The following is a 13768-nucleotide window of genomic DNA, read 5'->3' as shown; positions in this document are numbered from 1 at the left end:
TAAATCGCTTTCTTTCGATATTTTGGAACAATCACAACGTGATATTTGCAATAATGTTTAACGTGAGCTTGGCTCTGCCAGTCTCTCATATGACCTCCTTTGAACTTGCCGGTTCTATAAAGGAGGTCATTTTCCCATCGATGCACGCTGTTACGGCAGAGCCTTTTCGAGTCACACCGCCAGAGGCGGTGGTTTACCAAGTTTCAATTACAGCTCAGAAACGAACAGATCCAAAAGGCAGCACATGAACTTGAGGCGAAAGTGCATTCACGTACCGCTAGCCTGAAAGAGAAAACCAAGCAGTTAGAGTTGCATATTAAGTTGCTCAATCAAACACGAAATAAGTTGGTCACGAGCGAAAAACTGGCCGCGTTGGGCGAGTTGACCGCGGGCATTGCCCATGAAATCAACAACCCTACTGCTGTGATATTGGGTAACGTTGAACTCATGCGTTTTGAGCTAGGCGACGATGTGTCACGGGTAGAGGAAGAGATCGATATCATATTGGCGCAAATAGACCGCATTCGTAATATCACCCGTAGTTTTCTTCAGTACAGTCGCCAAGGTGGAGTGCAAGACCAAGTAACATGGCAACACGTCAACCCCATTGTTGATGAGAGTGTCACTTTGGTCCGAACCGGCTCTAAAAAACGCGATATTGAGTTTATTGTTGATCTTCACGCCAAAACACCGGTGGAGGTTAATCGACATCAATTGCTGCAAATATTAGTCAATCTGCAAATGAATGCGATTCATGCAATGCAAGGGAAAGGGCGCTTGACTGTGTTAACAGAAGACTGGGTCGAAGCAGAGCAAAGCATAGGATCTTTGATTCATGTTCAACATTTATTGGTTAGCGCGTAGTTGAATATGTGCGGCGCCTGAAATGAAAAAGGTATCTCAATGTGTATTGAGATACCTTTAACTGAATACTGTTATTTTGGTGAAACAGCGTTACATACAGATAGCAACGGTTCCAGCAATCATTAGTGTGATAATCGCGAACCAAACTAATTGAGTTTTTTGATCAGCCACGTTAAGACGAATGTAGTTGATCTCATCTTTAGCCATTACTTCAAACTCAGTAAAGCTAACTTGAAAATCGCGGCTTGCATTGACTACATCATTTTGCAGCTTATTAAATGTCGTCTCGATGAAATTCTTTGCTTCTCCTAGCGGTGCAGAAGAGATAGCCATGCGGTCCCATACCGCCATTCTTGATTCGAATTCACTGTCACTAACACAGTTAAGTTTCAACAAATCGTGTTCACGCTTGATGCGTTCTTTACCCATTTTATCGTAATTCAGATTCTGAAATTTGTTCACGACAATTACTCCAAAGGTTTCAGAGAGGTAGTAGGTGATAAACATCTACTACCTTAACTGTTCGGCATACTAGATAGGTCGTTGTGGTACATCAACTTGCACTTTTTATCTCAACGACAAATTTCCTTTGCTTTTTACTTGTGGATTGGTAGGTTTTAGTTGTACATCTAACGTTCAGAGCAACCGCAAAGCTGTAGTTGCACTGTATGGAATGCACTTGTCACTTGCATCTCAAGGCAAGAGGCTGTAGGGTTGCGCAGTTTTGTTTAATCTCAAAGGTAATGCTCGTGCTATCAACCGCTAATATCACTCAACAGTTTGGCTCTAAACCACTGTTTGAAAACATTTCTGTCAAGTTTGGTGAAGGTAACCGTTACGGTCTAATCGGCGCAAATGGCTGTGGTAAGTCTACATTCATGAAAATCTTGAGCGGCGAGTTGGAGCCTACGAGTGGTAACGTATCTTACGACCCTAATGAACGCGTCGCGAAACTCAACCAGGACCAATTTGCTTACGAGCAATATACCGTGGTTGATACAGTAATTATGGGCCACAAAGAACTTTGGGCAATCAAACAAGAACGTGATCGTATCTATTCTCTTGCTGAAATGAGCGAAGAGGACGGAATGAAAGTTGCCGATCTAGAAGTTCAATTTGCTGAACTTGATGGTTATATGGCTGAGGCAAAAGCCGGTGAACTTCTTCTTGCTGTAGGTATTCCAGAAGAGCAACATTTCGGCCTAATGAGTGAAGTCGCTCCAGGTTGGAAGCTACGAGTGCTATTAGCACAGGTCCTGTTTGCTGACCCGCATATTATGCTGCTCGACGAACCAACCAACAACTTGGATATGGATACTATCCGCTGGTTGGAACAAGTGCTTAATCAACGCAACTGCACCATGATTATTATTTCGCACGACCGTCACTTCCTAAACAGTGTATGTACGCACATGGCTGACCTAGATTACGGCGAACTCCGTGTGTATCCAGGCAACTATGATGAATACATGTTCGCAGCAACTCAAGCTCGTGAACGTTTGTTGGCAGACAATGCTAAGAAAAAAGCTCAAATTGCGGATTTGCAGACTTTCGTCTCTCGATTCTCAGCGAACGCATCAAAAGCGAAACAAGCTACGTCACGTGCTAAGCAAATTGATAAGATTCAATTAGAAGAAGTGAAAGCGTCAAGCCGTCAAAACCCGTTCATTCGTTTTGATCAAGAAAAAGAGCTGTTTAGAAACGCGCTAATTGTTGAAAACCTATCTAATGGTTTTGAAGACGTGCTTTGGTCTAACTTTAACGCAATCTTCGAAGTTGGTGAGCGCGTCGCGATTATCGGTGAGAATGGTGTGGGTAAAACAACGTTACTTAATACATTAGCAGGCCAACTTGAGGCGAAAACAGGCGAGTTTAAATGGTCTGAAAACTCAAACATTGGTTACTACGCTCAAGACCATGCCCACGATTTCGAAGAAGATATGAATCTCATGGATTGGATGGGGCAATGGCGTCAAGAAGGCGATGATGAGCAAGTCGTGCGCAGCTTTCTAGGTCGTATGTTGTTTAGCCAAGATGACATTAAGAAATCAGTGAAAGTCCTATCTGGTGGTGAGCAAGGACGTATGCTTCTAGGTAAACTGATGATGCATAAGCCAAACATGCTCTTGATGGATGAGCCGACGAACCACATGGATATGGAATCGATTGAATCGCTCAACTTAGCGCTCGAGAACTATAAGGGAACACTGTTCTTTGTATCGCATGACCGTCAGTTTGTATCGTCTATCGCGACACGTATCATAGAAATTAAAGACAACAAGATCTTTGATTTTAAAGGGACATATGACGAGTTCCTGAAAACGCGTGGTGCATAACTATCGTTAGCTAACAAAAAGGAGTCCCGTCCCAGGACTCCTTTTTTAACGCCATTAGTTTGCTATTCTGCTTGTTCGCCTTTTACATCAAACTCAATTTTCTCGGCACCAGTAAATACTTGGAAGCGCATTCCTTTTGCTCTAGCGATAGTGGTGATACCAAACTGTTTTGCAAGGTCTAGTCCCATTTGAGTCACGCCTGAACGTGATAGCAAAACGGGTATGCCCATTTGTGCTACTTTAATCACCATTTCAGAGGTCAATCGTCCGGTGGTGTAGAAAATTTTATCTTCGCCTGTTTCCTGATTAATCCACATTTCACCAGCTAGAGTGTCAACGGCATTATGGCGACCTACATCTTCAACAAACGATAGCACTTGGTCTTGTTGACAGATGGCACACCCATGAACCGCACCGGCTTTCTTGTAGGTATCGTTATAATGGGTCAGTGCTTCCAGTGTGGCGTAGATTTGAGATTGTTTCAGTGGTGTCTGCGGAACTTGGTAGCCTTCCAGTTGCTTCATCACATTGCCATACATGGTGCCTTGACCACACCCGGAGGTGACCGTTTTCTTCTTCAATGCTTGTTCTAAAAAATCGGTGTTCTCTTTGGTAATAACAGCGGCAGAATGCGTTTCCCAATCGATGATCAATGATTCAATGGCGGCGGGATCAGACAAGAAACCTTGGTTTTTAAGATAACCTAAAACCAACGAATCAGGTCTGGAACCAAGTGTCATGAGTGTCACGATCTCTTTCCAGTTCAACATGACGGTAAGAGGGCGTTCGCAAGCTATCTGCTTCGTTAATTTTTCACCATATTCGTCGTAAACATCGACTTCAATGGTTTGTAGGGGATTTTCGCTCGTTCTGATAATGTTGGGTTTAACCACGCGTTTATCCTTTTTGTTGGTCACTAGCATGAGGCTATTGGCTTGATTATTGCTAAGATTGTATAAGTAAGCAAATATCCAACGCTAAAATTAGGGGCATGAAATGCATCCAGAGACACCTGAATCTACTTCTAACCAAGATACTTTAGTGAGTAGCACATTGGTCGAGAAAACGATCATCAATGGACGCTACAAGTCGATCTTTCTATTGTAGAAAAACAAGTAGGCCGTTGGTCGACCACTCAACGAGAGCTCGATGGATTTCGACTAGAAGTCAACGACATGAGCAAGCCCCATGCCACTTTAGAACTGTATCGTGATGAGCGTACCGATTATCGCTTTAATTTGAGCTCACAAAATCCTATGTTGTTTGTGGTGCTAGACTCCCACGAAGAAACCAACTTAACGCCGATTATGGTCACAGCCTCACAAGCGGTAGCGGGCTCATTTATGGATGGTGACTATCTAGTGCTATCTAAACCGATCCCATTACCGATTCAAGCTTGGATGGAAGCTTATATTGGTCGTCATGGCGAGTTATTGGAAGTAAGACGTAAAAAACGTAAAGGAGCGGGGCGCTCAAGTGGCAAGTAGTTTTTTATCGCGTTGGTCACAACGTAAACTTGATGAAAACAGAGACGACGCGACGATTGATGAACCTGCCAACAGCGCTGATGTTGATGAGGTGCTCGTCTCCCAAGACACGGAAACTGCCGACGTAGAGCCGATGTCTCTGAATCAATCTGAATCAGAGGTAGGCGACGTATTAGAGAGTGAGCAACAAGTACAGCCACACCCTGAAGAATTGTCTGTCTCCCAGCTTTTAGCGAATCCTAAAGTGGATAAAGCGATAAAAAAAGCCGCGCTGAGAAAGATGTTCATGAGCCCGGAGTTTAATGTGGTGGATGGACTGAACGATTACGACCATGATTATTCAGCGGTAAAACCATTAGCATCAGACGTTGCTGAGACGCTTCGTTGCTGGATGAAACATGTGTCAGACGACGCAGACATGGAACAATCAGCAGAAGTCAACGAGCATCCTCAAGAAGTTGAAAATCAAGATGTTGCCTCATATCAAGACGCTGAACCTGAAGAGGTGGACGCCTCACTTGCCGACCCAGATGCGAGAGACAGTGAAGCATCGAATAAACCCGTCTAACTGACTCACTGTGAGACAAAATTTACCACACAAATAATAGCTACATTTTGTCTCATATTGCTGAGTAACTACATAAGACAAAATGTCGCATGTGACATTTCATCTTACTATTCCTAAGTATATTTTGAATAATTTGTCAGTAAATCAATAATATTGCTCGTTCAATTAGTTGGGACGATTTTTGCTTATTAGTGATATATGGTTCATATAAACCAATAGCTATGGGGCGATAAGACTCCTGCACTGGGAACTAGCAATGATAAAACAACTATTACAACGATAGACGACTCAAAATGGGCGCGCCAGAAGTTTCGCGTTTGAAAATACTGTTGAATTGTCGAATCTCATACCGCCGACAGTAAGTTATGAAAGTCATGGTGATACATTAATCGTTGGACCTACAGCGATTATTACTAGTACCGCAGAACTGCTACTCACCATGCGTTCGGTTACTTTGCTCTCTACAGATGGCGAACCATCCGACAACCACGATCTCTAGTGTGCTTATTAGTACGCCAGGGGAAACGTGGTTTATCTTAAAAGAAAAATGGATGTCACCAGCTGCTGCGGTCGCTATTTTTGGTAGTATCAGTATGGTTATACTGATGTATTTTATAGTGGGACCGTTGAAGTTGAGTGCAGCTCGCACCGGTAAAAAACTGCGTCGCTGGTCGAGATTGGATCGAGCCCTCCATTGGAGTATGGCGTTCACCTTTTTGACTCTTGCGTTTAGTGGCTTGATGCTGCTTTATGGTAAGCACTTTATGAAACCTTATGTTCCAACCGAACTTTGGGGTTGGACTATTTATTTAGCCAAGCAATACCACAACTACGTAGGGCCAATTTTCTTTATTTTGCTCTTTGCTGTTCTATTTAAATGGTGGAGAAAGTCCATTTTTAATAAGACAGATATGCAATGGTTTATGAAACTTGGTGGCATGGTTGGTAAGCATAAAGGTTCACACCCGTCAGCCGGTTTCTCGAACGGGGGTGAGAAAGCAATCTACTGGTTGTTGATCTTCTTTGGTTCTATTGCGGCAGTCAGTGGTCTCGTCCTTGATTTTCCGATCTTCGGACAAACAAGGAAAGACATGGAACTCTCTAACTTAGTTCACATGTTCTCTGCGCTTATCCTGATCTGCGGTTTTATCTTCCATATCTATATTGGTTTGTTTGGTATGGAAGGAGCGTTAGAAGGTATGGTGACTGGGGATGTCGACGAAACGTGGGCTACGCTCCAAATGTAAACACTGATATATACTGGCCAAACGCTCGTTCTTTCTTCCCCTCAACACGACGTATTTTTGCAACCAACCAACTTGAAAGTGTCGCTAACGCTAGTACCGATAGGGACATTTGAGCGCCAATCGCTATGGTCACGGCGACAATGAGTTCAACATCACCCTGACCGAGCAATATCTGGCCTTTTGTTTTGGCAACGGTTAGGAAAATATATAAGGCAATGGCCGATATAATCCCCTGTGACATTGTTATTAACACCAAATCGTAGTGCACCATCAGAATAGCGGTGAAACCTATAGGCATTGTCAGATGTGGCGGCAAGAGACGATATCGAATATCAATATTGGCCACGATAAGGAGTAACGCGGTGATGCTGGTCATAAAAAATAGAGCTAAGTTATTCAGTCCTAGCATCACTAACAGAACGCACAACAACGCCATTACGAGTTCGTTGATCAGATAACGCGAAGAAATCAGTGTTGAACAGTACGCGCAGCGGCCTCTCAAAAAAAGGTAGGAGATAATAGGTATGTTGTGTCTGGCTTTAATTCTATTATCACAGCAAGGCGTGATAGAGCGTCCACCTAATCCAACATCGGCTAGCAATGCTCTCGCTCGACTCTCTGTTAATTCCGTTGGGTGCATCAGGTGCATGTCGATGACTGCGTAGTTCTTGAGCATTTGAGGCAAACGGTATACCACTACGTTAATGAAGCTTCCGATCATCGCGCCTGTCAGCAAAGCAAAGACTACTCTAGCAAACGAGTTATGAGTGATAAGCTGATAGAGGTCAAACGCAGTATTGAAAAACAGGTCCACTAGACGTTTCCTTTTTTATTGTTATTTCGGTTCTAAGTTCAGTTGGCTTAATGATGCGCCTCACCCTCACTAGACTCGTGGCGCATCGAGTAAATGTATATTGAGCAATATTACCCCAGAACATGGCAATTCAACTCTCCAAATCTACGGTCTTATTTCCTGTTCTCAATCTTCTCTATTTTTTTCGATAAAATGTTGCATTAGGAAAAACCTTGTTAATGTATAGACAAACCAACAAACAAAGGGAATTACTTAATGTTTAAAAACTTACCTGTCGTTATCGCCGCGGCTTTTACTTTGACTGGATGCTTGACCACATCGCTAGAACAACTGGAGCAGCGTAAACTAACTTATGAGACCTGGGATGTGCGCAAGGACAAAACCACTCCAGGTGCCATTATTGTTCGAGAGAGTGACCTGATTTTCAAGTACGTGACACCTGAGCAAGAAGCAAAATTTCAATACGACTTATCTAAAGCACCGTATGCGAAGAATATTGTGAAAGGTGTCATCACTAACACGACGTCTGATTATAGTAACACTTTCAGCTTGTACAGTGTTCCAGCGACTGACTGGGTTCCTGAGTATCAACGAATTAGCAAGTATGGTAATCAAGACCGAATCTTGGTCGACGCTGGCTCTACCTTGGTTCATGCGGTTTGTACTCAAACGAAGTCACGACTTGTCGGAGACATTCGCTCAGAGCAGACCTCAGCTATTAACGTCACGTTAGAGCCCAAAAAGTGCTATCAGGTGATCACTAGACTCGATAACCCTCGCATGGGCTATACGTTGAGAAACAGTTTGGGTACCGATGCTAAACGTTCACATCTCAATGAAATCAACTGGTGGGAACAATGTCATCATGAAACGGTTGTGGAAGAAATCGACTGTCGTTCAATTGGTGAAACACGATTTAATTAATAGGTGAGGTCTTCAAATGAATATTGCAGAATCGGCTGTCGCAGAAATTAAATCAACCATTGACGAGTTATCTCACTTGGTGCCCCACTACACGAGGCGTACCTCTCAGTTAACAATGGTCAATGATATCCGCAATATTCTTTGTCGCGATCAAGCAAGCAATGTGATTGTTTGTGAGGCAGGAACGGGCGTGGGCAAAACTATGGCTTACCTGTTAGGCGTCATACCTCATGCAAAGCTGAATAACAAATCAGTGGTCATCTCGACTGCGACTGTGACACTGCAAGAGCAAATCATCAACAAGGATTTGCCTCTTTTTCAAGCTGCATACCATAAACCGTTGAGCGTTGCGCTGGCAAAAGGTCGTCAGCGCTACGTCTGTGCCGATAAGCTTAATAAAGCATTAGGCACTCAACAGCCTGAACTTGATTTTGAAGAGGCGCTCTTTCACTTGCCACCAACCGAACAGGATATGGCTACCTTGCGGAGAATGGCTTCCAAATTGGAGACTAACGATTGGAACGGCGATATCGATTCTTGGGACGGTGAACTGTTACCAGAGCCTATTTGGTCAGCAGTCGCAAGTGACGCAAATGGCTGCAAGGTAAGCTTTTCAGCTCACAAATTTTGTCCGTTTCATATTGCTCGCTCTGAACTAAGTGGCGCCGATATCATCGTAGCCAATCACTCGTTGGTGGCAATGCCTCTCCTCTCGCAAACTGTGGCACCGATTGAATTGATTTAAACACTGGATTTAATGCTGTTAATGAATCGTAGATATGCTGATTACTCAACGTAAGATCTTCGATATGCTCTATGAGTTTTTGTTTTAAATAGATAGAAGTCATTACTTGCCAATCACTAAATATACTTTATCGTGTCATTGCATTTACAATTACACTACAAATATTGGCGCATATTATTAATTGGTCAACAATAAGTCAAAATTTTGTCAGTGTTGTCAACGATTGAGTGAGGTGTGGCATTGATTCTGCTGACCGTTCACAAAACGAAAAAAGCGCCCAAGCAAGAGCTAGGGCGCTTTCAAGAAGCTGATTATCTTGTCGTTATCACGTTTTTCGCTTTCTTATTCTTAGCGTCAGCCCTACCAACGCAAATAATGAGAACAGACCGAAAGAACCACCGCTTTCAGAGCCACCGCTTTCTTTGTTACCCGATTCAGGCACTTCGATGTTATTCGAGGCTATCGTATAGCTGATTGGGAATTGCGTATCTAGCGAGTCGCCCAGATAGATTGTTGCGTTCTTTTTCTCCGTGATTGCTTGCTTATCTTTATTCAGCACCATAGTGACTTCGCAGCTTTCACCCGATTGCAGCGTCACCGCACAACCCGAAATATCAAACATACCTGTCGAGTCTATCACGTAAGGCGACAGCGTTTCGCTCGATGCAGTTAAGTTTTGCACCATGAACGTTTTGGTTTCACTTGCAGCTTAGCCACTTTCGACTTCCATCTCGATACTCTTTGGTGCTGCCACTTGGTTGATTGCCTCTCGTATAATGTCGAAGTAAAAGCCTAGGTGGGTAAATTGTGTACTCACTGTGCCATTCGTCGATTTGGTAAATGCCACGACGTTATCCGTACCATCTATGACAAGAGGAGTGCCTGAATCACCACTATGGGGCGTGCTACCAATGGTTGTAGCATACCCGTTTAAAAGGTCGCGCATAAAATAGCGACAGTCGTTACCATCATTTGCGCAAGCGCCTTTACCACCATCACCAGTGGGATTATTCGGCAAATAGTCATAATCAGCTAAAACAAATGAGACCGTCGTCTTGTTCATTAGACTAGGTTGAGTGCCATTTTCATCCACTCCCCAACCTCTGAACGTTACGTCTTGTCCGTTGGTGATAGGAAACGTGTTTGATCTTGGGTTAAACGTTGGCTCCAACGTAGCATGACTGACTTGAGAAAGCGGTGTTGCCAATTTCAACAGAGCTATATCTTTCGCCCAGACAGACTCGTAATAGTCATGATCAACGACCAAATCGTTGAGTGACCAATCCGCAGCAGGATATTGCGCCTTAACGTAAGCCAGTTCCGTATCCGCTGCCGCCTTTGCAATGTTTTCCTTGGCTACCGTATCGAATAACGGTATGACTTGATAAGTCGTACCAGTTCCGGTTGTACTGTAGGTCTAAACGCTCTGATAGACACGAATTTTATTCGACGCACCATTGTCTATGAAATAGTCAAACGTAACCTTTCCGCTGTCATCTATACCAAGATCCGCGACACAGTGTGCCGCAGTCACGATGTAATCACCCGTAATCAACAATCCTCCGCAGTCCATTGATTTCGAGTGGTTCTCTAGCGCGAATCGAACGATGTAATCTTTGTACTCGCTCGCTGCTACTTCACTGCCATATTTGACCGCGAGGGCATTTGTACACGAAAGTGATGCTATAGCCAACATACATATACGTTTCATTCTGAGTTTCCTACTTCTGTTTTATTTACAGCCTACTTTACCTTCGATTTTTCAAATGCAAGTGGGCTATATTTTTTTGTCTATGCCGACATTAGTGTATTGCAATTTTTCTAATTTGTTCGGTCCTTATATCGGCATTTGAGGTGCATTCATGAGAAATATTCTCACAGTGGGATATGTATCCACAAAATCTGTGTACTTCTCTGTGGATTTCACTACTAACATTATGATAAGTGAGATTTTTATCAGTGATATAAACGAGAGCTAAGGAACAAAGCCCATCTGCAAGCAAGCGTAGACATGGAGGTTATTAACTTCGCCATTTTGCCATTGTTCTCGCAGTTCATACCATCGACCTGTGTACTCAGCACACGTCTGATCATCGGTTTTCGCTCTCGGTAGTGCCGTCTGATACATTGTTTCCGATTCCTGACGGATTTTCGAATTGAGCAGAGTAAGTATTTCTGTCTGCTTTTTATCAGTGAGGTTATTAAAATAGGCCATTACTATAGGTGTCCTAGACGATTTAAACTCAACGTTCTGTAAGTGATTTGCGAGGGTTATTGATCGAGGGCGTGTATCCAAACGTATTCCTGTTAGCACTAAACATCTAACTTACTGAATCTACGTAAATTTAGACTATAGTATAATCCCCAAAACTATTGTTGCTATTGCTTCCGTGTTACTCTTATGGAAACAACGATAAGTCAGCACAAGGAGTGTCTATGAAGTTTCCCTATAGAAATGTAGTTATATTGACTGGGGCCGGTATTTCTGCGGAATCAGGAATACAGACGTTTCGTGCACAAGACGGGCTTTGGGAGAACCATCGAATTGAAGACGTAGCGACTCCTGAAGGTTTTGATCGAAATCCGGAGTTAGTTCAAAGCTTCTATAATCAACGGCGTCAGAAATTACAGCAGAGTGATATCTTACCAAATGCAGCTCACATCGCGCTAGGCGAGTTAGAAAAGAAGTTGGAAGGATCAGTAACGGTCATCACTCAAAATATTGATAACCTGCATGAACGTGGCGGTAGTGAGAATATTATTCACATGCACGGTGAGTTATTGCGAGCTCGTTGCTCTGAATCGGGTCAAGTTGTTGATATGGTCGATGACATTGAAACGGGTGATTTATGCCATTGTTGTCAAATACCATCGCAAATGAGACCCCATATAGTTTGGTTTGGTGAAATGCCACTAAAAATGGGTGACATCTATGCTGCGATAGAAAAGGCCGATCTATTCATTTCCATTGGCACATCGGGTGTCGTGTATCCAGCTGCTGGCTTTGTACATGATGCTAAAATGCATGGCGCTCATACTATTGAGATTAACCTCGAACCGAGTGCAGTTCAAAGTGAATTTGAAGAAAAACGGTACGGTAAAGCCAGTATCGAAGTACCTAAATTAGTGAGAGAAATTTTAGATTTACAAACGTAAGATACCGCAGAGTCATGACCAAACTTAGTGGTACAAAACAGCCCTCATCAAGAGGGCTGTATACTGTTCGTTGATGTTACAAGTATTAGTTATCAACCTTTAGCTTTTGGAAATATTCTTCGTAAAGCGTACCGGCTTCACCCACTTCATCTTGCCAAGTTCCAGAGTCCATTACTTCTTGTGGTGGAAACACACTTGGATCATTAGCAAACTCTTGTGGAAGTAGCGGGTAAGCTGTTTTTACTGGCGTTGGGTAGCCAATTTCAAGCGCTACCTTGGCTGCGTTTTCAGGGCGGAGTAAAAAGTCAATCATCTTATGTGCTGCATCGACATTTTTAGCACCAGAAGGAATGGCTAAGCTATCCATCCAAAAGATTGCTCCTTTTTCGGGCCACACGATATCAATAGATGCGCCTTCTTGGCGTGCCATATAGGCTGAACCATTCCAAAGCATACCAAGTGAAACTTCACCCGCTAGATATGGATTCGCAGGGAAATCTGAGTTAAAGACTAAAACGTTTGGAACAAGCTTTTTGAGCTCTTCATACGCCGCTTTAATCTCCTCTGGATTAGTAGTATTTGGTGAATAGCCTAGTTTAGTTAAGGCGATATGGAAGACTTCACGAGCGTCGTCCATCATCATTAGCTGACCTTCCCATTGAGGATCCCACAAATCATCCCAAGAGCTTACCGCCGATTTATCAAGCATATCGGTGTTGATACCGATACCAGTCGCGCCCCAGATATAAGGAATTGAGTATTTGTTGTCTGGATCGAAAGGCTTATCTAGATAATTTGGATCCAAGTCCTTGAAGTGAGTTAGCTTTTCTTTATCAATCTCTTGTAGCATGCCTTCTTTACGCATTTTCGATACAAAGTAGGTTGATGGAACGACAAGATCGTAACCCGAACCTTGAGTCTTCAACTTTGCGTACATGCTTTCATTGGATTCATACGTAGAATAGATGACTTTGATACCGGTTTCTTTGGTAAAGTCCTCTAATACTTCGTTAGGAATGTATTCAGACCAGTTGTAGAAGTAAAGTTCCTCGTTGGCTGCAAACGCCGGGGTAGTGAGAAGAGTCGCCGCACAAAGTGCGCCTGCATACAATTTGCTTTTCATTACTTTTCCGTTTGTATTAGTAGACAAAGAGCCTCTTAGAGACATGACAATATAGGAAAGTAGGGATTCCTACATTACTTTGCACGCCATCACTATTTGATGTGCATTACAGCATTATATCAGTCAATGATTGGATACTCTATCTGGGAGTTTATAAAAATTAAACGGTTAGAAAGACATAGCAGTTCACTAACTAAAAAAGGTGGCGTGCGACGTGAAGTCGTATGAAGCGCTGTTCACCGCTTAACGAGTGAACCATCTGTATCACCAGATGAACCTAGGAGCCTGAATAATGTAGCGGCTCTGACAATGTAACGAAGGTTGGCATTTGCCAATCGGGATCTAAATCGTGAGAGGACGATCCTCCTGATAACCACAAAATCGGGTGAGTGCTAGGTAGTCAGCATGATGAACATATGTGAATCCGTCCAAGGTGCGTTATGTTATGAAACAGCGGAAGTGGTTAATACGCTGTGGCCAAAAGGCATGAGAGTCGGAAAGAGA

General features: G+C 43.2%; 15 protein-coding genes and 3 pseudogenes. 10 read left to right on the top strand and 8 right to left on the bottom strand.

The window, feature by feature from the left end:
• Positions 1-248: hypothetical protein (locus VTH8203_RS15310; RefSeq protein WP_208617759.1), on the top strand; the 248-nt coding region annotated here is incomplete at its 5' end.
• Positions 205-843: pseudogene (locus tag VTH8203_RS15305) on the top strand (sensor histidine kinase); the annotation flags it as partial. The gene VTH8203_RS15310 and the pseudogene VTH8203_RS15305, both read left to right, overlap by 44 nt.
• A 111-nt stretch (positions 844-954) precedes the next feature.
• Here the strand turns inward: VTH8203_RS15305 and VTH8203_RS15300 are convergent.
• Complete coding sequence (locus VTH8203_RS15300) at positions 955-1326, bottom strand: thiamine-phosphate diphosphorylase (RefSeq protein ID WP_244181226.1); 372 nt, start codon at positions 1324-1326, stop codon at positions 955-957.
• A 287-nt stretch (positions 1327-1613) separates the two neighbouring features.
• Between VTH8203_RS15300 and VTH8203_RS15295 the strand changes: the two genes are divergently transcribed.
• A complete protein-coding gene (locus VTH8203_RS15295) occupies positions 1614-3200 on the top strand; it encodes an ABC-F family ATPase (RefSeq protein ID WP_096994456.1) in 1587 nt (528 codons plus the stop codon).
• Between the two features lie 62 nt (positions 3201-3262).
• On the opposite strand, the gene VTH8203_RS15290 is transcribed toward VTH8203_RS15295, so the two are convergent.
• A complete protein-coding gene (locus VTH8203_RS15290; protein WP_096994455.1) occupies positions 3263-4093 on the bottom strand; it encodes a formate dehydrogenase accessory sulfurtransferase FdhD in 831 nt (276 codons plus the stop codon).
• 207 nt (positions 4094-4300) lie between these two features.
• Here VTH8203_RS15290 and VTH8203_RS15285 point away from each other — a divergent pair, with 207 nt between their 5' ends.
• The 4 genes and pseudogenes from VTH8203_RS15285 to VTH8203_RS15270 all read left to right on the top strand — a co-directional run.
• Positions 4301-4687, top strand: coding sequence for a DUF3305 domain-containing protein (locus VTH8203_RS15285; protein WP_244181228.1), 387 nt, complete (start codon positions 4301-4303; stop codon positions 4685-4687).
• Entirely contained in the window at positions 4677-5255 is a 579-nt protein-coding gene (locus VTH8203_RS15280) for a DUF3306 domain-containing protein (protein ID WP_096994453.1), read from the top strand. The genes VTH8203_RS15285 and VTH8203_RS15280 overlap by 11 nt, the downstream gene beginning before the upstream one ends.
• 256 nt (positions 5256-5511) lie before the next feature.
• Positions 5512-5751, top strand: a pseudogene (locus tag VTH8203_RS25090) ((Fe-S)-binding protein); the annotation flags it as partial.
• Between the two features lie 4 nt (positions 5752-5755).
• Positions 5756-6487: pseudogene (locus VTH8203_RS15270) on the top strand (formate dehydrogenase subunit gamma); the annotation flags it as partial.
• Here the strand turns inward: VTH8203_RS15270 and VTH8203_RS15265 are convergent.
• Positions 6486-7223 carry a prepilin peptidase gene (locus VTH8203_RS15265; RefSeq protein ID WP_279627178.1) on the bottom strand — a complete coding sequence of 246 codons (738 nt, stop codon included), beginning with the start codon at positions 7221-7223 and terminating at the stop codon, positions 6486-6488. The pseudogene VTH8203_RS15270 and the gene VTH8203_RS15265 sit on opposite strands and share 2 nt — an antisense overlap.
• A 348-nt stretch (positions 7224-7571) precedes the next feature.
• On the opposite strand from VTH8203_RS15265, the gene VTH8203_RS15260 reads away from it, so the two are divergent.
• Both VTH8203_RS15260 and VTH8203_RS15255 read left to right on the top strand, forming a co-directional pair.
• Positions 7572-8240, top strand: a complete 669-nt coding sequence (locus VTH8203_RS15260; protein WP_096994451.1) for a hypothetical protein — start codon at positions 7572-7574, stop codon at positions 8238-8240.
• Positions 8241-8256: 16 nt separating this feature from the next.
• A complete protein-coding gene (locus tag VTH8203_RS15255) occupies positions 8257-8985 on the top strand; it encodes a DEAD/DEAH box helicase (protein WP_096994450.1) in 729 nt (242 codons plus the stop codon).
• 325 nt (positions 8986-9310) lie between these two features.
• Here the strand turns inward: VTH8203_RS15255 and VTH8203_RS15250 are convergent, their stop codons facing one another.
• The 4 genes from VTH8203_RS15250 to VTH8203_RS15235 form a co-directional block, all read right to left on the bottom strand.
• Complete coding sequence (locus VTH8203_RS15250) at positions 9311-9670, bottom strand: GlyGly-CTERM sorting domain-containing protein (RefSeq protein ID WP_096994449.1); 360 nt, start codon at positions 9668-9670, stop codon at positions 9311-9313.
• A 24-nt stretch (positions 9671-9694) separates the two neighbouring features.
• On the bottom strand, positions 9695-10252 hold the full coding sequence (locus VTH8203_RS15245; protein ID WP_096994448.1) for a trypsin-like serine protease: 558 nt from the start codon (positions 10250-10252) through the stop codon (positions 9695-9697).
• Between the two features lie 150 nt (positions 10253-10402).
• Positions 10403-10696 carry a trypsin-like serine protease gene (locus tag VTH8203_RS15240; protein ID WP_096994447.1) on the bottom strand — a complete coding sequence of 98 codons (294 nt, stop codon included), beginning with the start codon at positions 10694-10696 and terminating at the stop codon, positions 10403-10405.
• 264 nt (positions 10697-10960) lie between these two features.
• Positions 10961-11200, bottom strand: a complete 240-nt coding sequence (locus VTH8203_RS15235; protein ID WP_096994446.1) for a hypothetical protein — start codon at positions 11198-11200, stop codon at positions 10961-10963.
• 221 nt (positions 11201-11421) lie between these two features.
• On the opposite strand from VTH8203_RS15235, the gene cobB reads away from it, so the two are divergent.
• Entirely contained in the window at positions 11422-12141 is a 720-nt protein-coding gene (gene cobB / locus VTH8203_RS15230) for a Sir2 family NAD+-dependent deacetylase (protein ID WP_096994445.1), read from the top strand.
• Positions 12142-12226: 85 nt separating this feature from the next.
• Here cobB and VTH8203_RS15225 read toward each other — a convergent pair whose 3' ends face one another.
• Positions 12227-13264 (bottom strand): extracellular solute-binding protein, encoded by a 1038-nt coding sequence (locus tag VTH8203_RS15225; protein WP_096994444.1) that lies wholly within the window; start codon positions 13262-13264, stop codon positions 12227-12229.
• Between the last annotated feature and the right edge of the window lie 504 nt (positions 13265-13768).

Origin of the sequence: Vibrio thalassae (assembly GCF_900089835.1) — a bacterium.
Classification (GTDB): domain Bacteria; phylum Pseudomonadota; class Gammaproteobacteria; order Enterobacterales; family Vibrionaceae; genus Vibrio; species Vibrio thalassae.
Note: the sequence above shows the minus strand (reverse complement) of the source record. Positions and strands in the feature narration are given on the sequence as shown.

What these genes read in the sequence shown, in the direction of transcription:
- VTH8203_RS15240 (WP_096994447.1), bottom strand. Translation starts at nt 10,696, where the DNA reads ATGAAACGTATATGTATGTTGGCTATAGCATCACTTTCGTGTACAAAT.
- cobB (WP_096994445.1), top strand. Translation starts at nt 11,422, where the DNA reads ATGAAGTTTCCCTATAGAAATGTAGTTATATTGACTGGGGCCGGTATT.
- VTH8203_RS15260 (WP_096994451.1), top strand. Translation starts at nt 7,572, where the DNA reads ATGTTTAAAAACTTACCTGTCGTTATCGCCGCGGCTTTTACTTTGACT.
- VTH8203_RS15235 (WP_096994446.1), bottom strand. Translation starts at nt 11,200, where the DNA reads ATGGCCTATTTTAATAACCTCACTGATAAAAAGCAGACAGAAATACTT.
- VTH8203_RS15265 (WP_279627178.1), bottom strand. Translation starts at nt 7,223, where the DNA reads ATGATCGGAAGCTTCATTAACGTAGTGGTATACCGTTTGCCTCAAATG.
- VTH8203_RS15250 (WP_096994449.1), bottom strand. Translation starts at nt 9,670, where the DNA reads ATGGTGCAAAACTTAACTGCATCGAGCGAAACGCTGTCGCCTTACGTG.
- VTH8203_RS15255 (WP_096994450.1), top strand. Translation starts at nt 8,257, where the DNA reads ATGAATATTGCAGAATCGGCTGTCGCAGAAATTAAATCAACCATTGAC.
- VTH8203_RS15225 (WP_096994444.1), bottom strand. Translation starts at nt 13,264, where the DNA reads ATGAAAAGCAAATTGTATGCAGGCGCACTTTGTGCGGCGACTCTTCTC.